Origin of the sequence: Pseudomonas sp. Y24-6, assembly GCF_020295325.1 — a bacterium.
GTDB lineage: Bacteria > Pseudomonadota > Gammaproteobacteria > Pseudomonadales > Pseudomonadaceae > Aquipseudomonas > Aquipseudomonas gregormendelii.
In genome coordinates, this window is sequence record NZ_JACBXG010000001.1 from 622,260 (window position 1) to 639,330 (window position 17,071).

The window sequence follows — 17,071 nt, forward strand, 5'->3', positions numbered from 1 at the left end:
CCATTCAATACAATGGCTTAACAACATCAATGTGCCATGACTGATCGAAGTGACTGGGGAATGACACCCGCTAGCGGGGAAAGTTCATCCCCAGTTTCAGGGAATCAGCTTGAACCACAGGCGCACGCAAGTGCCCTCGCCTTCGCGACTTTCCAGCTGCACCGAGCCGCCAAAACGCTCCATTATCCGCTTTACCAACACCAGCCCGACGCCAAGTCCGCCCTGCTTGGTGGTGAAGAACGGGCGGAAGGCCATGGTGCGTTGTTCGGCGTTCATGCCCTTGCCAGTGTCGCTGATCACCACGCTGACGCTACGGGCATCGCCCGGCTCCAGCCGCACGATCAGGGTGCCCCCCTTGTCCATGGCTTCCAGGGCATTGGACACGAGGCTGTTGAGGATCTGGTTCAGTTGCACCTGCTGGCTGCGCACCATCGGCGTCTGGGTGGGCTCGAACACGACATTGATTTCGCCCTTGGCGATCTGCTGCTCGAACGCCATCAGGCTGTCGTGCAACGCCGCTACCAGGTTCACCGGTTCCGCTTCTTCGCTCAGCGGGCGCAACGATTGCAGCAACTCGCGCACCCACTTCGACATGCGGTCGACCTGGCCGATAATGTCGTTGATGTTCTTGTGCGCCGCGCCAGTGTCGAACTCCAGGGCCAGCTCGGCGCTGGAACGTATGGTCGCCAGGGGGTTGCGCAAGCTGTGGGCAACCGCAGAGGACATTTCGCCCAGGGCCACAAAGGTTTCATTGGTGATCAACTGCTTCTGCTGGGTCGCCAGCAAATTCGCCGCGCGCCGCACGATCCAGTACAGCCCCAGGTAAATCAGCCCGCCGCCCAGGGCCGTGGCCAGCCAGATCAGCACCAGGCCACGCTGCATGCGATCAATCAGGTCCTTGGGCTCCTTGTAGATCTCGACCATCGCCGTGACCTTGTCGCCGTCGGCATCGAACAACGGAATGTAATTCTCTATGAAAATGTATTCCGGGGGAGTGACGAACTTCTGCTCCATGCGGCTCTTGTCCACTTCGTGATAACTGGCGGACACGGGGATTCTGGAATTGAAGGCCTGGTCCAGGTCATCATCGGTGTGGATGGTGGTGCCCATCAGGGACGGGTTGGTCGACCAGATCACCGTGCGGTCGGGGGCATAGATGTTGGCCAGAATCACGTCCGGCAGGTGCTCGATATGGTCGAGGAATTCGCCGCGGGCCTTGGCCCGGGCCAAGGGGTCGACGTCGGAAAAATTGCGGTCCTGGCGCGGGTCAAGCAGCTCGCCCATGGTCCGCACATGCGGGATGGACACGTGGCGCACTTCGGCAGAAGCGATTGCCTGGATGAACTGCGAGGTCAGCAAGGCGTCACGCTGTACGCTTTCGGTAATCACGAAGCGGGTCGACACTGCCCCCAGGGCGATCGCCACCGTGCCGATGACCGCCATGCTGATCAGCGAAAACCAGCGCAACAGGTTGAACGGCTGCTTGCGCGAGCCCAGGCGAACATCGCCCTGATGGGACGCGAGTGTTTGAGTCGACCTGGCCATGGATAGTGTTCCGCACGAGTTCCCCTATAGGGTTATAGCCCACCCGCCGATCTTTGCCCGATCCCGGGGGTGGCTGCCCCCCATTCCCCGCCGCCCCCATCTACCCCCAACTCTGGGGGCTGGGGCCCGATGGTGTTTCACTCAAGACGCCACCCTCTCTCACCTGCACGCCCGTGCGCCGGGCCTGTGCGGGGCATTTTCGCTTTCTGGTACGGAAGTTGCCGAAACCCCTCTCAACTGACCCATCCCCAAGGGACAGGTCTCCAATAGAGGGAATACTCATGCACCCTTTACTGTCCAAAACGGCGGCCGCCCTGGTCGTCAGTGCTCTGGCTCAAGGCGTCGCCCAGGCGGCGCTGTTTGCAGTCGATCCCGGACCCTATCTACCTGGCAACGGTGGCTTCGCCGCCTGGTATCAGGACACGCACGGTCGGACCCTCGACCTGTGCCTGTCCAAGGCGGTAAGTTCGCGGGTTCCAGGCGCACCCGGCGCGCCGACCTACATGTGCAACCTGCTGCCGACTCCCGGGGTTTTCGATGACGCGCAGCCAATCGTCTTCCCCACTAACTTCCCCGACGAAGCCTTCTGGTTTACTGCCGACGCGGCAATCGTCGACGCCGCACGCGGGATTGACCTGGCATTTGGCACCGCCATTGAAGCGGCCTTCGCCGCCGAAGAACCGGTGGAAGGCGATCAGGTCAGCTTTGCCCGGGTAAGGATTCGCGTCGACGTGCCCGTCGCCGGCACCTACGTGATCACCCACCCCTATGGTGTCGATGTGTTCAACATCGACACCCCCGGGCGGCGCGCGATCAACATGACCCGGGACATCGGCATCGGCACGCCGAAAACCTATGACGGCGCCCTCAAGGGCGATGTCGGGCCTTTCCTGCGCAGCGTCAACGGCCCCTACTCCGAGACCAACCCGCTGACCGGCAGCGCCGAACAGTTCGTCGGCGACCCCAACCTCACGGAAGCCGTGACCGGCAGCCCGTTTAACACCAACTTCGTGCGCATCGAAGGCCCTAACGGCCTGGACCTTCGCACTACGCTGTTTTCAATCTCGGGCAAATTATCCACCGTGGTTCGCCCCACGCCCATGATCGCCCAGCGGAGTACCTACTCACGCACCGCCGGTGAAAGCGCGCCAGTGGCCCAGCAGGACGTGTTCGTAATGGCGCCACCGCCACCGGCGAGCGTGACCCTCTCCAGCAGTACCCCGGTCCTGAACCTGAGTGAAGCCGACACCACCGGCAACTGGTACGCGCAGTCGTCGGCCAACCCGACCTTGCCGACCACCTTGCAAGTGACCGCCGACAACCACCTGGCCATTCCCAGCAGCACGCCGACCACCCTGCCCATGGCTCTGACCGACCTGGTGGTGATCCAGCGGGCCGAGTACAGCCTGAGTTCCGGGCAGCTGACCCTCGTGGCCTCCACCAGCGATGAAACCTCGCCGCCAGTGCTCACGGCAACGTCAGGCAGTGGTGCAGCCATCGGCGCCCTCAGCGGCGAAGGCGCGGTGAAAACCCTGGCCACCGGTATCTCGCCGATTCCACCGTCCCGGGTTCGTGTGACGTCATCCAATGGCGGCAGCGACACCGAAGAAGTGGTCATCGTGCAATGAACGCTCACATGCCCAGATCCTCATCAGGAGGCATCATGAACAATTGGCCACGCCTGGCGCTCAACGCCCTGGGACTGACTCTATCGCTGTCCGGCAGCGCGTTCGCGCAACTCGCCGCCGTCGACCCGGGCCCTTATACCTTTGCCACGGGGAAATTCCCCATGTGGTATCAGGACAACAATCAACTCTCGATGGAACTGTGCCAGTCCCGGGCCGCCAGCTCGCGGGTGCCGGCCTCGGTACCGCCGGCCTACATGTGCACCCTGCTGCCGGAACCGGGTATTTACGATGACACCCAACCCATGGTGTTCCCGGACAACTGGCCACCGGAAGCCTTCTGGTTTCTTGCCGAGACGGCCATCCCCGATAACGGCGCCGGCTATGGCGTAGATGCCTACGTGGCCGGGATCGAAGCGGCATTCGCTTCAGAGAACCCGATCGATGGCGACCAGCAAAGCTTTGCGCGGATTCGCATTCGGGTGAACATTCCCACGGCCGGTGTCTACACCATCACCCACCCGTATGGTGTGGAAACGGTCAACGTGACGGCACCTGGCCGTCGTGCGATCAACATCACCCGCGACATCGGCATCGGCGCACCGGGCAATTTCACCGGTGCGGTGAATGGCGCCATCGGCCCCTTCCTGCGCAGCATCAACGGCCCCTATACCGAGGTGAACCCGGACACTGGTGGCGTGGAAACCTTCGTCGGCGACCCGAACCTCACCGAGCAGGTCACCGGCAGCCCGAACAACACCAACTTCCTGCGGGTCACCGGGCCTGCGGGCACCATCCAGACCAACCTCTTCACAGTGGCCGGCAAGGTCCTTGACGCCCGTGCGCAAACCCCGGTCGAGGTGGACCGCGCGACTTACCGGCGCACCACCTCGGGTGGTAGCAGCAACGTGCGCGTCGAAGTGTTCGCCAAGGCCGGCAGCGGTTCGTCCCTGTGCTTCCGTGAAAGCGTGGCGCTGGTTCCCGGACCACCGCTTTCGCCCTGCCAGACCACCCTGCTTGGGGACAACACCGGGCTATTCTTCGGTCAGCGCCAGGCTATTGGGCCGGTGCCTGCGGTCATAGTGGTCACCGCTTCCAATCCGGCAGGCACTACCCGGCCGACAGCCGTATCGAGCAAGCTCACAGACGTGGTGAAAATCCAGACCGCACGCTACAACTGGTCTAACCACAGCCTGCTGATCGAGGCCACCTCCACCGATGAAGTGGCCATTCCGGACATGGTCGCGCAAGGCTACGGACGCCTGTCGAAATCCGGCACCCTGCAGAAAATCACCATAGCCGATCTGACCCAGCCCCCCGCTTCCGTGACGGTAAAATCCGCCGCCGGCGGCAGTGACACCGAGCCAGTAGTGGTAGTTGGCAGCGCGCCGAACACCGGCGAAAACCAGCCTCCACTGGCCGTCGCCGACAGCGGCAGCACCAGCTTCGGCGTACCCATCACCCTCAACCTGCTGACCAACGACAGTGACCCCGATGGCGACGTGCCGCTGAGCATCACCGCGTTGACCCAACCGGCTGCGGGACAGGGCACCGTGGCATTGAGCGGCACGACTGCAGTGGTCTACACCCCACCGGCGGTGGTCAACGCTCCGCTGACCACCACCTTCACCTACAAGGCGCAAGACATCAAAGGCCTGGCCTCGACCGCTCCGGCGACCGTGACCATCACCGTGGCACCTAACCAGGCACCGGTGGCCGTCAACGATGCCATTGCAACCCTGGGCGTGGCGGTACCGATCAGCGTGCTGGCCAACGATACCGATCCGGAAGGCAACCTGCCCCTGGCAGTCGCCAGCTTCAGCCAACCACCGGCGGGTCGCGGCAGTGTCAGCAGCAACGGCACGGTACTGACCTACACCCCACCGGCCACCGTGACCACGGCTTTCACCACGACCTTCACCTACACCGTCCGGGACAGCTTCGGTGCTGTGTCAGCGGCCCCGGCGACGGTCACCGTGCAAGTCTCGCCACGGCCTGCTGCGGAGAACTTCACAGTGACCACGGCCACGGTGTCGGCACGCTCCAACAACCGCTTCACCTGGGACTTTGCCGGCACCAGCTCGGTGATCACCGGCAACACCATCACCGTCCGGGTCAGCACCCCGACGGGCCTGGTGACCCTGGGTACCACCACGGTGCCAGTGACCGGTCGCTGGCGGTTGACGGTCAGCAACAGCACCACGGTGATCCCGTCGGCGAACCCGACAGCCACCATCACCTCGTCCCAGGGCACCGTGCGTACGGTGTCGGTAACGGCGAACTGAGCCCTCGCCCCGTCAACTCCAGGAGTTGACGGGGCCAGCCTCTTCTCACAGGACAACGCCATGAAAACGTCGACCGCCGCCCTGCTCTGCCTGCTTCTGCTCTGCAGTGGCGCTGGCGCGCGCGCCGACGACCTGATGGACAACGACGACCTGGCCCCCGCCACCGACCTCGGCGAGATGCCACCGCCGGTTGGCCAACAGGCACTGATCGACCAGAACGGCCAGGCCAACGTCGCGCTGCTGCAACAGAACGGCCAGTCGTTGCTCGGTAGCATCGTCCAGTCGGGCAGCAATCAGGAGGCGTTCATTCTTCAGCAAGGTAACGACCTGATGGCCCTGATCACCCAGCAAGGTTCGGGCAATAACGCCGGCATCACCCAGACCGGTAGCCACAACCGCGCGCAGATCTCCCAGAACGGCAACAACAACGACGCCACCATAGACCAGGCCGGCACGGGGCTTTCCAGCGCCGTCACCCAGTCGGGCAATGGCATGAGCGTTTCGGTCAAACAATATCGCTAAAGCACTGCACTACCCGGAGGTTTCATCATGTTCAAACTGACGCCCCTCACCGCCGCCATCCTGGTCATTGTCAGTGCCCAGGCCATGGCCGACGACAGTATCTCGACCCAGAAACAATTCGGTGATGCCAACATCGCCAATGTGAAGCAGACCCAGGCCCCGTTCAGCACCGCAACCGAGCAGCAGTTCGGCCAGGGTAACGACGCGATGGCGGTGCAGGACACTGCAAGCAGTAGCATCGACCAGAATCAGGTCGGTGATTACAACGCCGGCTATGCCGAGCAACTGTTCGAGGACGGCAGCACCATCGTGCAACGGCAGGTGGGTACGTTCAACAACACCCATGCCAGCCAGTCTGTTGGCTTGACCGGCAACGAAGCGCTGCAACAGCAACAGGGTAACGGCAACTTTTCGTTCATTTACCAGGACAGCCAGCAAGGCGCCTCGGGCCAGACCTTTCAAAACGGTGACAGCAACGTGGCTTACATCGAACAGATGGAAGTGGGCGATGCGAATGTCGCCACCGTGGTGCAGTACGGCACCGCCAACTATGGCACCGCAGAACAGGTCGGTCACTCGGGGGGCCAAATTGCGATCAACCAGAACGGCGGCGACAACTACGCCTACGGTGATCAGCGCAGCGGCGTTGGCGGCACAGTGACCATCAGCCAGTTCGGCGACATGAACGGCAGTGAAGTCTGGCAGTTCGGTCAAGCCGCCAGCCAGGTTATCGTCGATCAATACGGGCAGGCCAACGAAGCGATCGTCGACCAGAGCTTTGGGCAAAACAACTACGCCCAGGTCGTGCAAGTCGGCGACCTCAACGCACTCTACGCCGACCAGTTCGAATCTATCGGTTCGACCCTGGCGCTGTACCAACAGGGTACCAACAACATCCACTTTACCTACCAGAGCGGCGACAGCCATGTGCTCAATGCCAGCTCGGTGGGTAATGAGAACAAGGTCTACGCCAGCAACTGGAAAGGCCCACAATCTGGTGGCCAGTTCGGCACCAACCAGCGCGCCACCGTCAACCAGACCGGCACTGCCAACATCGCCAACTTCACCCAGACCGGCGCCGGCCACATCATGACCACCAACCAGAGCGGCCTGGGCAACAAGACCACGGTCAGCCAGGCCGAGTCCTACAACGAGCTGTACTTCGACCAGAACGGCACCGACAACATTCTCATCGCCGACCAGCGCGGCACCACCAACCTGATCCAGGGTTCCTCCACCGGCACCGGCAACAGCAGCGAGTTCGACCAGTCGGGCAGCGGCAACCAGGCGTTCACCACGCAGATGTATGGCAGTGACAACCAGATCACCGTCAAACAGGCCGACAGCATGAACGTGGCATATGTGACCCAGGGCGGGACCGGGAACATTGCCAATGTTGATCAGAGCGGCGTGTCGCAGATGGCGACGGTGCAGCAGTTTGGCGGGGCTAACCAGGCGACTGTGTTGCAGCAATAACTGATAGGGGGGGTACCAAAACCGCGGCCTGAAGGTCGCGGTTTTTTTTGCTTGCGCGGTTCTGGTCGGCCCCCCGAGATGTTGGACATCAATCAGGACTTTGGGGTGCAGACCATTCTGTAGGAACTGACCGTAGGAGCTGACCGTAGGAGCTGACGAGTGAAACGAGGCTGCGATCTTTTGATCTGGTTGAGCCACTACCAAGATCAAAAGATCGCAGCCTCGTTTCACTTGGCAGCTCCTACAGTTTGGTGGCTTAGGGGTCGCGTGTGCATTGCAAATCCCCGTGGGAGCAAGGAAGGCCGGGATCACCCGCTTATGCTTCTTCGCCCTCAGGCACCACAGGGTTTGGGCGATGCGCTTGAGTATCGGAGGGTTAGGGTACTGGCAGAGCTGCTGGTCTCGAACCCTGTCTCGATGTAGGAGCTGCCAAGTGAAACGAGGCTGCGATCTTTTGATCTGGTTTAGCCACCACCAGGATCAAAAGATCGCAGCCTCGTTTCACTCGGCAGCTCCTACAGGCAGCTCCTACAGTTTGGTCTCGCAGGAGTCGCCTGTGCACTGCAAGTCCCTGTGGGATCAGGGAAGACTGGGACCGCCCGGTTATTCTTCCTCGCCTTCCGGCACTACGCGGTTCTGCGACAGGTAGCGTTCCATGGTTTCATTCTGTGGCGGTGCCGAGTTGTCGCCGGCGACCTGCCACATTTTGCGTTCAATGCCTTGGGACAACAGGTGACCGACCGCCGATTCGATGGCCGACAACACGCACAACTGCGCCGGCTCGTTGGTGGTGTAGCCCACTTCGGCCTCGAGCAGTTTCTTGAACTCGATGAACTTGAACACGCCGGCGCTGCGGGCCACGGAGTAGATGGTCTTGCTGGTCATCACGTTGGCCAGGACCTGGCCGCTGCGCACGTCCACCGCCCGCAGGTTGACGGTGACCTGGTCGACCCGATACTCGCGGGAGATGTCGATGCCCAGGTAACGGGCCCCTTCCCCGCCGCTGCGCACATTGGTGTCATAGGCGATGATGCCGCCTTCGAGCATCATGTTCGCCGCCTGCAAAGGCGGCAGTTCCGCCTGGATATTCATCGGCGTGTTCGGTTTCTTTTGCGAAGCGCGAATGATCTTGCGTTCGGTCAGCAGGTTCTGCAGCCCTTCACGCTCCAGCACCACAAACCAGCCGCTGGCTTGCATGGCGTCCATCAGCATGCTCGCCGCGCCCTGGGTCACGCTGGTGGAAAATGAGCTGGCCGGGGTGGGTTTGTACTGCCCGGTCTGGTCGCGAAAACCGTAGACCACGGCCATCAAGCGGCCCTTGGGACGCGGTAGCTTGATCAAGTCGTAGTAGGTTGACGCCCTGGGCGTCAGGGTCGGGGTTTCGCTGTCCTGCTCGGCCGGCATCGGCTCGCGCAGGCTGCAACCCTGCAAGGCTGCCAACAGCATCCCTAGCACAATTATTTTTTTCATGTCCGTTACTCCCCATCAGTCCTTGGCTCAAGGAGCCAGGCCGTTCACCAGGATTTCCGAAATTTCGCCGGTCGCTCGGTCCGTCACTTCAATGGTCAGTGCGCCCGAGTCGTCGATGACGTTGACGATAAAAGCGTCGGTGGACAGGCTCCCCGCGTTGCCGGTGGAGATGTTGTCCAGCAACTGCCCCAGCAGGCGCGATTGCAACTGGCTGCTGAAGCGCTCGAGGGCCGAGGTGCCGGCGATCGCGGTGCGATCCTTGAGGTCCGGGTCGTCGTAGTCGTTCTGCGCCTGGGCGTTGTTGAGCAGCCAGGTGCCGTTCAACGGGTTGCCGCCGAACGAGGGGTTGACCGGCGTGTACACCAGCTCAGTGGCCTGGACCACACCACAACTGGTGATCCCGAGCAGCCACATGCCTGCCCACGCGAGGCCGCTGCGCTGCGAAAACAATGTCGTCTTCATAATTCGTCCCTCTCAAGGTCCGTGGTGTCTTGCAACAAGGCTTCCAGCTTGCGCTGGACAATCTGTCCGCGAACCCAGTCGGCGGCGTCATAAGCCTCGTCCTTGAGCTCCACGGTGTTCGGCGGTAGAAAGCGCCGGTAAACCAGTCTCTGTTGGTATTCCACGGTCACCAGGCTGCCCCAGCGTGCCGAAGGTCGTTCGCGTACCACCAGGTTGAAATCCATCGGGCTGGTCGCTCGCAGGCGTTCACTGAACGAGTAGTAAAATTCGTGGCCGATGTGCGAGATCGTGTCATCGACGATGAAGCCCATCATTTCGTCCTCTTCCCCGGCCGAGGCGAACGGCAGCACCAGCACCAGGGCCATGGCGGCCAGCCATTGGCGGTTCATGGCTGCAACGCCCCGGGTGCGCTGGACTGACCGTTGGCCGGACCCGACGCGCCATCGAGGAAGGCTTTCTCGGCGACAAACTGCCAGTCCTTGTAACTGGCCATGCCGGTGAAGTCCGACCACTGGCTGGGGAAATCCACCTGCTTGAGCGGCTTGTCGGTAGACGGGCTGTTGAGGCCGGTGATGCGTCCATCAAAGCCCCGTTGCAGGCTCCACTCACCGCCACCGATGGGATCAGGATAGAGCTGGCGGATATGGTGCCTGGGCGTTGGAAAACGCTGGTCGTCCAGCAGGTCTTCGAGCTCCTTGGGGTACTGCGCCAGGCCAGGCGAACTGCGGTAATAGCTGCGCAGCGCCTGGGCATATTGGGTACCGACCCAGAGCAGCTGTTTCTCGCGGTCACGCCGCGATGCGGTGGACCAAAGCTCGCCTGCGCTGGCCAGGCCCATGCCCATGACCATGATCAGGAACAACACGCCCAGGTAGGTGAAACCGCCCTCTGCGGACGGCCTACCACTCGGAATAAAGGCTGCCATCACGCGCCCTCCCTGTGGCTCCACTCTTGATATCGGCAACACCGCCCGCCACACCCTCCGGCGGCGCGACCATGACCCAGGCATCCTTGCGCTCGGCGATCGGGTCCATCGGCGGGTTGCGCAGGTAACGCTGCTCGACCAGTTGCTCGATGGAGTCGGGATAACGCCCGGTGTCGCCGTAATAGTGGTCCAGCGCCTCACGCATCGCCGACAGGCTCTGGCGCAGGGTGGTCTCTTTCGATGTTTCCAGGCTGTTGAAATAACGGGGCAAGGCAATGGTCATCAGGGTTGCGATGATTGCCATGACCACCATCAGTTCCAGCAGGGTAAATCCCTTTTGCCGACGCATGATTCACCACTCCCTATAGGCGACGCCGTTGAGCCCCTTGCCGCGAGCCTGGGAATAGACGTCAAAGACGTCCACCCCCTCACGCGGGTTCTGGGCCGAACTGTCATAGGTGCGCAAACCCCAACCGCCTTCGTCGTCACGCTTGACCGACGCCAGCGGATCGTGAGGAATGCGCCGTAAAAAGTAGAACTTGGCACCCTTGGCGCTGCGCACATCGCGCACGCCTTCCACCAGCACTTGCAGTTTCGGTGGGTAGCCGCTGCTGTTCAGCGACTTCTCGATGTAGCCGGCATCGAATGCGCGCTTGTAGGCATCGATGGCATCGCGAATCTGGTACAGCGCGGTGCGTAGGTCCTGCTCTTTGCCCCGGCGCACCACGGTCTCGGTCAACGGCGCGGCCATGCCGGCCAGCAGGCCGATCAGGGCCAGCGTCACCACGACTTCGATCAGGGTAAAACCGCGTTGCGAGGCGTTCATGATCAAGGCTTCTCGACGACGACACGGGTGGCGACCACCGGCGTGCCCATGGTTTCGGTGCGGATCGCGGTGTCCATCGAGCGGTCCGGGGCCTGGATGTGCATGCTGGTTTCGGTGCCGGTAGGGAACTCCATGTCCGAGGGGCTCTGGTATGGCAGGTTGCGCACGATGCGCGGGGTGATGGACAGCACCAGTTCCGATTTGCTGACGTCGTCGCGGTTGCTGCCGAACAACCGGCCCAGGCCTGGAATATCGCCAAGGCCGGGGATTTTGTTGCCGTTGCTGCCATGGTCATTGCGCACCAGCCCGGCGAGGATCTGCGTTTCGCCGTCGTGCAGGCGCAAGGTGGTCTGGGCATTACGGGTGTCAACCTGAACCGGGATGGTGCCCTGGCGGGTCGGTTCCAGCGGGGTCGCGTTGCTGACCTCCAGGGCGATTTTGATCGCCACCTCGTTGTTCAGGTGCACGATGGGCTGGACTTCGAGCTTGAGACCGACATCCAGGTAGGTCACGCTTTCGGTGATCACCGGGCCCTGGGTCGAAGGCACCGAAGTGGCGCTGATGATCGGCACGCGCTGGCCAATGTGGATGCGTGCCTGCTCGCGGTTGCTGACCCGAATCACCGGGCTGGCCAGGGTATTGATGTCCTTGTCCTGGGCGTTGATCTTGGCTTGGGGCGAAGGCGAAATCGAGATCCGGCTGGAGTTGATGCCCCTGAGCTGGTCGAGCACCGACACCGCCTGGCCGTCACTGGTGAGCACGCCAAAGGTATTGGGCCACTGCAGGCCGAGATCGAGGATGCGCTGGCGAGCGACCTCCATGACTTCCACTTCCAGCACCACTTCGGGGTTGGACTGGTCTTGCGATTGCAGGAGTTTTTCCGCCATGCGAATCGCGTCTTCGCTGTCGCGCATGGTAAGGGTGTTGAGGCGTTCGTCGACAAATACATCGCGGGTCTTGAGCATGGTCTTGATCATATTCAGCGCGGTGTTGGCATCGATGCTGGTCAGGTAGAAAGTGCGCATCACCAGCTCTTGATAGTCCTTGAGCTTCTGCGGCGAGTCGGGGTAGATCAGCAGGGTGTTTTCGTTCACCACTTTTTGGTGCAGCTGGTTCTGTTGCAGCAGCAGTGCCACGGCGTCTTCGATGCGCACGTCACGCACGAAGATGGTGGCTTTCATGTCCGGGCGCAGGTCCTTGTCGAAGATGAAATTCAGCCCGGCGACCTGGGACAGCACTTCGAAGATGGTCTTGAGGTTGGCATCGCGAAACTCCAGGGTCACCGGCCGATCGAGGCGAGTGCGCAGCTGCGGGTACTGCACGACGTTACGGCTCTGCACCAGGCGGATGCTGCTTTGCAGCTCCAGGGCGCCTTCATTTTTCGGGTCCAGCTCGAGTATCTGCTTGACCTGGCGGTCGGCGGCGTAGATGTCGCCACGGCGCAGGTCGCCCCGGGCCAGCTCGAGTTTTTCATCCTGGCTGCGCATGTGTTCAAGCTGGCTCAGGGATTCCTGGGCGCGCCGGTTGTTCGGCTCGATGGTCAGTACCCGGCCATAGCCCATGCGGGCGGAGGCAAAATCACGCTGGGCGCGGTCCATGTCGGCCTGGGTCAGCAGCGCCGTCACCGCCCGGGCGCGGCTGCTGTTCAAGGCCAGGTGCAGCTCGGTATCACGAGGATTTTCGCGCAGGCCTTCCTCGATTCGGGCCAGGCCGGCTTCGTACTGTCCCGACTCAATGAGGTCGGACGCCTCCTGCTTGGCTACCTGCGCGGAACTGCACGCGGCCAATCCTGCACACAGGCAGACAAGGCTTATCAGCAAACGGGATCGGTTCATTGCGTGCTCCCCACAGACAGCGTCTGAGACAAATGCAAAGGCAGGTAAACGAAGCTCAGTTCCACATCGGAAATGCCCTCGATCCGCCACGTTTCGTCGATCACGTCCCCTTTGCGCACGACGTATATTTTTTCGCCGTTCTGCAGAAATACCTGCAGATCGGTACGGTCATCCAGCCTGCCCACGAACTGGAAAGGCATGGGCGGTGCGCTAGGGGCTTGCACCACCGGGGTGACGTTGACGGGTTGTTCGGTGACGACGGCGAGGGTCGGCGCCGCTTTCCAGCTGCGGGCGGCGAACAGGTCGCCGGCCGGGCTCAGGTCCTTGATCTGCGCGGGTTTGCCAGCAGCGGGGGCAGCCGGCAAGCCGCCGCTAACCCTGGCTTTGGCCGGGCTGCCTACGACAGCGACGGTGTCATCGCCCTCCTCTGTCGACTGGAAGAACTCGCCCCCCCAGGTGAGCGCTGCGGCAACCCCGAGGAATGCCAGCCAGCCCACTACGCGTTGACTTTTCATCACGACCTCGACAGGTAAAGGGTCATGCGGATCCGCCCGGTGAGGTCGGTGTCGGCGATCTTCTTGCGCTGGAACTCCACGTCCTCGACCACCACGGCCGGTAGTTGGCCGAGCAAGGCGTGCAGGAAGCGCCGCAGTTGCGGATAGCTGCCGCGAACCGGCAGGAGGATCTGGTAACGCGCCAGGTGGGTCTTGGGATCGATGCCCAGGGAGTATTCACCGCGGGCCAGGGTGATACGTTCCTGGGCGGCCAGGGCGTAGATCTTGTCGATGGCAACCGTTGCCTGGGGCTGTGACGGCAACTTGCTGCGGAAGTCATCGAGCTGGCGCTGCGGCACCACTGGCGCAGCCACGCTGCCCTCTTCAACCTTGGCCAGGTATTCGCCGGCTTCCCGGGTCTGCTGGCTGAGCTGTTGCAGCGACTGCCAGTCCGGCAGCAAACCTGCCAGGCCATACACCAGCGCCAGCAGCACCAGGGCAATACCGGCAAGCCCGGGCACACCGAGGCCTTGCAGGTATTCGTGGACGATCAATCTAGGGATTTGCATCGCCGATCTCCCAGGTAGCCGACAGGTTGAATTGCACCGGATGCTCCGGCACGTTGGCGACGATTTCGTGGCTCAGCAGCGACACATCGGACAGCTCGTCGCTGGCTTCGAGGCGCCTGTGGAAGTCGAGCATCGCTTCCAGGTCCCGCGCTTCAGCGCTGATGCGCACCTGGCCCTTGCGAGCGTCGGGGGTCAGGGTCAGCAGGGCAATGTTGTCCCGGGGCATACTTTCCAGGGTGGCGAACAGGTGCTCCCAGGGGCGGCGCAACTGCTGCGAGACCTTGCGCATTTCGGCCAGGTTCTGCGCCTGTTCGCGGATTTGCGCCGGGGTCAGGCTGAGCTTGGTACCGGTGTCGCCGGTCAGTACCCGCTGAGCCGTTTGCAGGTGACCTTGCTGCTGGCTGGATTGGTCGCTGACGTGCTGGCCGAGCGCCAAGCAAGTCAGCGCCAGCACCACGCCGGCGGCCAGCAGGCTCCAGCCCAAGGGACCGGAACGGCGACGCGGCTGGAAGTCGAGCATCAGGGCGCGCATGTCAGGCCACCGCCCGGGACATGACGTACAGGCTGTCGCGTACGGCTGTCCGGTCCTCTTCAAGGGTGCGCAGGTGAACACCCGGCACCTCGGGGTGCGAATCGATGCGTGCCGGCGCATGCAGGTAAACATTCAGCGGGCGGTCGCTGGTGGAGGCTTGCAGCTGGCTTTCACGACCGATCAGCGCCGCCAGTGCGGCATCGCTGTCACTGCTGCCCACCGAACGCACCGAAGCCCAACGCCCTTCCCGCGCCACCAGCAACACGCTGCGCACCGGCTCGGCGACCACGAAGAGAAAATCGCCGGCGTCGAAGCTCGAATCGAAGTGATTGAAAGCGGCCATCAGGTAGGGCTGCACCGAGCGCAGCTTCAGGCCCCGGGCGCTGGCCAGCGTCCGCAGGCGCTCGAGCAGGTCCTGCGGCAGCGCGGCAGCGATGCGGTCGTAACCCGCAGGCTCGGCCGACAACACCAGGTTCCAGGGCTGCGTCGGCACACCGTAAAGGTCTTCGAAGCACAGTTGGGCGAAGCCACGCAGTTCCTCGGGGCTGTTGATCTGATCGCTCCACGGCACCAGGCAGAAGCGGCTGAAGTGCCCCGACACGACCACGCTCAACTGCGCACCGGCAGCGGCATGTTCGCCCAGCAGGCGGTCGAGGGTTTCCAGGGCGACGGCCCAGGCATGGAAGCCTTCGTCGATGAAACCGACGCTGCCCAGCCACAGGGTGTCGCTGCCCTGGCGCCGGCCCAGGCCAACGCCACTGGCGCCGAGTACGGCGACAAAACGATCACGAGACAAAAGTGACACGATTGATCTCCTCGAGCGTGGTCCGCCCTTCCTGCACCAGTTCCAGGGCCGACTCGCGCAGCAGGCGCAAGCCACGTTTGCAGGCATGGGCCTTGATTTTCGAAATCGGCTGGCGCTCGACGATCATCTGCCGCAGCTCGTCGTCCAGGTGCAGCAGCTCTGCGATCGCGGTACGCCCGCGATACCCGGTGCCCCGGCAGTGGCCGCAGCCCTTGCCGTGCACGAAGTGGAAATCGGTCACCTGTTGCGGGTCGAGCCCCGAGAGGTGCAACTCGTCATCAGTGGGGAAATGCGGCGCGCTGCAGCTGGCGCAGACCAGGCGGATCAGCCGTTGCGCCAGCACCGCGTTGAGCGCCGAAACCAGGCTGTAGGGGTCGATTTCCATCTGGGTGAAACGGCCAATCACGTCGAACACGTTGTTGGCGTGGATGGTGGTGAACACCAGGTGCCCGGTGAGTGCCGATTGCACGGCAATCTGCGCGGTGTCCGGGTCACGGATCTCACCGACCATGATCTTGTCCGGGTCGTGGCGCAGGATCGAGCGCAGCCCCCGGGCGAAGGTCAGGCCCTTCTTCTCGTTCACAGGAATCTGCAGCACACCCGGCAGTTGGTACTCCACCGGGTCTTCGATGGTGATGATCTTGTCCACGCCGTGGTTGATCTCGGTGATCATGGCGTAGAGCGTGGTGGTCTTGCCGCTGCCAGTCGGGCCGGTCACCAGCACCATGCCGTAGGGTTCGGACGCCAGGCGGCGCAGTTGGCGCAGGGTTTCGTCTTCAAAGCCCAGAGCCTGCAACTGCACGCCACTGACCTTGTCGGCCAGGTCCTGTTTGTCCAGTACCCGCAGCACCGCGTCCTCGCCAAAGATGCTGGGCATGATGGACACACGGAAGTCGATCTGCCGCCCGCTGATACCGATCTTGAAACGGCCATCCTGGGGCACGCGTTTTTCGCCGATGTCCAGTTCGGCCATGACCTTGACCCGCGAGAGCACCTGCTCGGCGAACTCGGTGCCCTGGATCTTGCTGATATTGTTGAGCACGCCGTCGATGCGGTACTTGATCACCAGGCCGCTGCCGGTGGTGCCCAGGTGGATGTCGCTGGCGTGCATCTTCAGCGCGTCGTAGAGGGTCGAGTTGACCAGCTTGACCACGACACTGGCGTCCTCGCTGATGCTGGTCAGGGACAGGCTTTGCAGCTTGTCGATTTCCACCCCTGAGTCGGCCTGGGCATTGAGCGATTCAACCGCGTGAAAGCTTTCCTCGTGGCGGGCCAGGTAGGCCTTGAGATCGTCGGCGTGCACCAGGTACAACGGCGCGCCGTGCAGGCAGTCGTCGATCCAGGCCAGGCGCGCGCTGTCGAAGGGGTCGGCGAACACGCCAATGACCGTCTCTTCGTGACGCAGCAGGATAAATTCGCGCTTGAGGCATTGGGCCAGGGTGACCCGGTCGAATACCGGGGTGGCCTTGAACAGCGTGTCGGTGTCGAGCACCGGGTAATGCAGGGTAGTGCCCAGGCATTCGATGAAGGGCATGGGGGCCAGTTCACACAACACCCCAAGTGCTTCCAGCACCCGTTCGCCGGAAGTGGCCGCGCGGGAGCGGGCCTGGGCCAGTTGTTCACTGGAAAAACGCGACGGTACGGTGTCCAACAGCGCCGGTTCTACGGCTAGGGATAGACGGTCCATGGCATGCTCTCCA

General features: G+C 62.6%; 17 protein-coding genes. 4 read left to right on the plus strand and 13 right to left on the minus strand.

Annotated features, from left to right (window positions below; all coding sequences use genetic code 11):
• Positions 1 to 96 precede the first annotated feature (96 nt).
• Complete coding sequence (locus HYI44_RS02940) at positions 97 to 1,545, minus strand: ATP-binding protein (protein WP_225568714.1); 1,449 nt, start codon at positions 1,543 to 1,545, stop codon at positions 97 to 99.
• 281 nt (positions 1,546 to 1,826) lie between these two features.
• On the opposite strand from HYI44_RS02940, the gene HYI44_RS02945 reads away from it, so the two are divergent.
• The 4 genes from HYI44_RS02945 to HYI44_RS02960 are packed head-to-tail and all read left to right on the plus strand — an operon-like array spanning position 1,827 to position 7,453.
• Positions 1,827 to 3,173, plus strand: a complete 1,347-nt coding sequence (locus tag HYI44_RS02945) for a hypothetical protein (protein WP_122838462.1) — start codon at positions 1,827 to 1,829, stop codon at positions 3,171 to 3,173.
• 35 nt (positions 3,174 to 3,208) lie between these two features.
• Positions 3,209 to 5,455 (plus strand): Ig-like domain-containing protein, encoded by a 2,247-nt coding sequence (locus HYI44_RS02950; protein ID WP_225568715.1) that lies wholly within the window; start codon positions 3,209 to 3,211, stop codon positions 5,453 to 5,455.
• Positions 5,456 to 5,515: 60 nt separating this feature from the next.
• Positions 5,516 to 5,977 (plus strand): curlin, encoded by a 462-nt coding sequence (locus HYI44_RS02955; protein ID WP_225568716.1) that lies wholly within the window; start codon positions 5,516 to 5,518, stop codon positions 5,975 to 5,977.
• Positions 5,978 to 6,004: 27 nt separating this feature from the next.
• Positions 6,005 to 7,453, plus strand: a complete 1,449-nt coding sequence (locus HYI44_RS02960) for a curlin (protein WP_225568717.1) — start codon at positions 6,005 to 6,007, stop codon at positions 7,451 to 7,453.
• Positions 7,454 to 8,056: 603 nt separating this feature from the next.
• Here HYI44_RS02960 and HYI44_RS02965 read toward each other — a convergent pair.
• The 12 genes from HYI44_RS02965 to HYI44_RS03020 are packed head-to-tail and all read right to left on the minus strand — an operon-like array spanning position 8,057 to position 17,058.
• On the minus strand, positions 8,057 to 8,923 hold the full coding sequence (locus tag HYI44_RS02965; protein WP_225568718.1) for a CsgG/HfaB family protein: 867 nt from the start codon (positions 8,921 to 8,923) through the stop codon (positions 8,057 to 8,059).
• Between the two features lie 27 nt (positions 8,924 to 8,950).
• Positions 8,951 to 9,385 carry a curli assembly protein CsgF gene (locus tag HYI44_RS02970; protein WP_045058812.1) on the minus strand — a complete coding sequence of 145 codons (435 nt, stop codon included), beginning with the start codon at positions 9,383 to 9,385 and terminating at the stop codon, positions 8,951 to 8,953.
• Positions 9,382 to 9,774 (minus strand): curli production assembly/transport protein CsgE, encoded by a 393-nt coding sequence (gene csgE / locus HYI44_RS02975; RefSeq protein ID WP_045058813.1) that lies wholly within the window; start codon positions 9,772 to 9,774, stop codon positions 9,382 to 9,384. Before csgE ends, HYI44_RS02970 begins: the two co-directional genes overlap by 4 nt.
• Positions 9,771 to 10,310, minus strand: a complete 540-nt coding sequence (locus tag HYI44_RS02980; RefSeq protein ID WP_225568719.1) for a type II secretion system protein — start codon at positions 10,308 to 10,310, stop codon at positions 9,771 to 9,773. Before HYI44_RS02980 ends, csgE begins: the two co-directional genes overlap by 4 nt.
• On the minus strand, positions 10,285 to 10,659 hold the full coding sequence (locus tag HYI44_RS02985) for a type II secretion system protein (protein ID WP_122838457.1): 375 nt from the start codon (positions 10,657 to 10,659) through the stop codon (positions 10,285 to 10,287). Before HYI44_RS02985 ends, HYI44_RS02980 begins: the two co-directional genes overlap by 26 nt.
• 3 nt (positions 10,660 to 10,662) lie before the next feature.
• Positions 10,663 to 11,136 (minus strand): type II secretion system protein, encoded by a 474-nt coding sequence (locus tag HYI44_RS02990; RefSeq protein ID WP_225568720.1) that lies wholly within the window; start codon positions 11,134 to 11,136, stop codon positions 10,663 to 10,665.
• A 2-nt stretch (positions 11,137 to 11,138) separates the two neighbouring features.
• Positions 11,139 to 12,971, minus strand: coding sequence for a type II secretion system protein GspD (locus HYI44_RS02995; RefSeq protein ID WP_045058817.1), 1,833 nt, complete (start codon positions 12,969 to 12,971; stop codon positions 11,139 to 11,141).
• Positions 12,968 to 13,486, minus strand: a complete 519-nt coding sequence (locus tag HYI44_RS03000) for a hypothetical protein (RefSeq protein ID WP_225568721.1) — start codon at positions 13,484 to 13,486, stop codon at positions 12,968 to 12,970. The genes HYI44_RS02995 and HYI44_RS03000 overlap by 4 nt, the downstream gene beginning before the upstream one ends.
• Positions 13,486 to 14,034 carry a GspMb/PilO family protein gene (locus HYI44_RS03005; protein ID WP_045058819.1) on the minus strand — a complete coding sequence of 183 codons (549 nt, stop codon included), beginning with the start codon at positions 14,032 to 14,034 and terminating at the stop codon, positions 13,486 to 13,488. The genes HYI44_RS03000 and HYI44_RS03005 overlap by 1 nt, the downstream gene beginning before the upstream one ends.
• On the minus strand, positions 14,021 to 14,566 hold the full coding sequence (locus HYI44_RS03010) for a PilN domain-containing protein (protein WP_122838453.1): 546 nt from the start codon (positions 14,564 to 14,566) through the stop codon (positions 14,021 to 14,023). The genes HYI44_RS03005 and HYI44_RS03010 overlap by 14 nt, the downstream gene beginning before the upstream one ends.
• 1 nt (position 14,567) lies before the next feature.
• The gene (locus tag HYI44_RS03015; protein WP_225568722.1) at positions 14,568 to 15,371 is read right to left on the minus strand and encodes a hypothetical protein; all 804 of its coding nucleotides are present in this window, start codon (positions 15,369 to 15,371) and stop codon (positions 14,568 to 14,570) included.
• Entirely contained in the window at positions 15,352 to 17,058 is a 1,707-nt protein-coding gene (locus HYI44_RS03020) for a GspE/PulE family protein (RefSeq protein WP_045058822.1), read from the minus strand. The genes HYI44_RS03015 and HYI44_RS03020 overlap by 20 nt, the downstream gene beginning before the upstream one ends.
• Positions 17,059 to 17,071: the final 13 nt, after the last annotated feature.

Excerpts from the sequence above, each read along its gene's own strand:
- HYI44_RS02940 (WP_225568714.1), bottom strand. The coding sequence starts at position 1,545 with ATGGCCAGGTCGACTCAAACACTCGCGTCCCATCAGGGCGATGTTCGC.
- HYI44_RS02945 (WP_122838462.1), top strand. The coding sequence starts at position 1,827 with ATGCACCCTTTACTGTCCAAAACGGCGGCCGCCCTGGTCGTCAGTGCT.
- HYI44_RS02950 (WP_225568715.1), top strand. The coding sequence starts at position 3,209 with ATGAACAATTGGCCACGCCTGGCGCTCAACGCCCTGGGACTGACTCTA.
- HYI44_RS02955 (WP_225568716.1), top strand. The coding sequence starts at position 5,516 with ATGAAAACGTCGACCGCCGCCCTGCTCTGCCTGCTTCTGCTCTGCAGT.
- HYI44_RS02960 (WP_225568717.1), top strand. The coding sequence starts at position 6,005 with ATGTTCAAACTGACGCCCCTCACCGCCGCCATCCTGGTCATTGTCAGT.
- HYI44_RS02965 (WP_225568718.1), bottom strand. The coding sequence starts at position 8,923 with ATGAAAAAAATAATTGTGCTAGGGATGCTGTTGGCAGCCTTGCAGGGT.
- HYI44_RS02970 (WP_045058812.1), bottom strand. The coding sequence starts at position 9,385 with ATGAAGACGACATTGTTTTCGCAGCGCAGCGGCCTCGCGTGGGCAGGC.
- csgE (WP_045058813.1), bottom strand. The coding sequence starts at position 9,774 with ATGAACCGCCAATGGCTGGCCGCCATGGCCCTGGTGCTGGTGCTGCCG.
- HYI44_RS02980 (WP_225568719.1), bottom strand. The coding sequence starts at position 10,310 with ATGGCAGCCTTTATTCCGAGTGGTAGGCCGTCCGCAGAGGGCGGTTTC.
- HYI44_RS02985 (WP_122838457.1), bottom strand. The coding sequence starts at position 10,659 with ATGCGTCGGCAAAAGGGATTTACCCTGCTGGAACTGATGGTGGTCATG.
- HYI44_RS02990 (WP_225568720.1), bottom strand. The coding sequence starts at position 11,136 with ATGAACGCCTCGCAACGCGGTTTTACCCTGATCGAAGTCGTGGTGACG.
- HYI44_RS02995 (WP_045058817.1), bottom strand. The coding sequence starts at position 12,971 with ATGAACCGATCCCGTTTGCTGATAAGCCTTGTCTGCCTGTGTGCAGGA.
- HYI44_RS03000 (WP_225568721.1), bottom strand. The coding sequence starts at position 13,486 with ATGAAAAGTCAACGCGTAGTGGGCTGGCTGGCATTCCTCGGGGTTGCC.
- HYI44_RS03005 (WP_045058819.1), bottom strand. The coding sequence starts at position 14,034 with ATGCAAATCCCTAGATTGATCGTCCACGAATACCTGCAAGGCCTCGGT.
- HYI44_RS03010 (WP_122838453.1), bottom strand. The coding sequence starts at position 14,566 with ATGCGCGCCCTGATGCTCGACTTCCAGCCGCGTCGCCGTTCCGGTCCC.
- HYI44_RS03020 (WP_045058822.1), bottom strand. The coding sequence starts at position 17,058 with ATGGACCGTCTATCCCTAGCCGTAGAACCGGCGCTGTTGGACACCGTA.